The 234-nt window shown below is 31.2% G+C and carries 1 protein-coding gene; it reads right to left on the bottom strand.

The window, feature by feature from the left end; genetic code table 11:
- Positions 1-12: 12 nt before the first annotated feature.
- The coding region (locus tag TD29_RS18305) for an RNA polymerase sigma factor (protein ID WP_316931863.1) at positions 13-234 on the bottom strand (222 nt) is incomplete at its 5' end.

Below are 234 nucleotides of genomic sequence, written 5' to 3' on the forward strand. Positions count from 1 at the left end.
TTAAATAAATCTCTAATATCTTGCTTCATTGTACTGTGTTTTTAAAAGCTTGCGAAGTTGTAATTTGCCTCGTCTTAAATGTGTTCGTGATGTTTTCTTCGGAATGTCTAATAGGCTAGAAATCTCGTCGTGATCATAACCTTCTATCAAATATAACTTCACCACTATTTGATATTTATGATCTAAGGTTGTTATCGCATCAAGAATTTGTTGTTTTGATATTTCCGAAGAAAA

The sequence above is a fragment of the Psychroserpens damuponensis genome (genome assembly GCF_000826655.1).
Taxonomy (GTDB): domain Bacteria; phylum Bacteroidota; class Bacteroidia; order Flavobacteriales; family Flavobacteriaceae; genus Psychroserpens; species Psychroserpens damuponensis.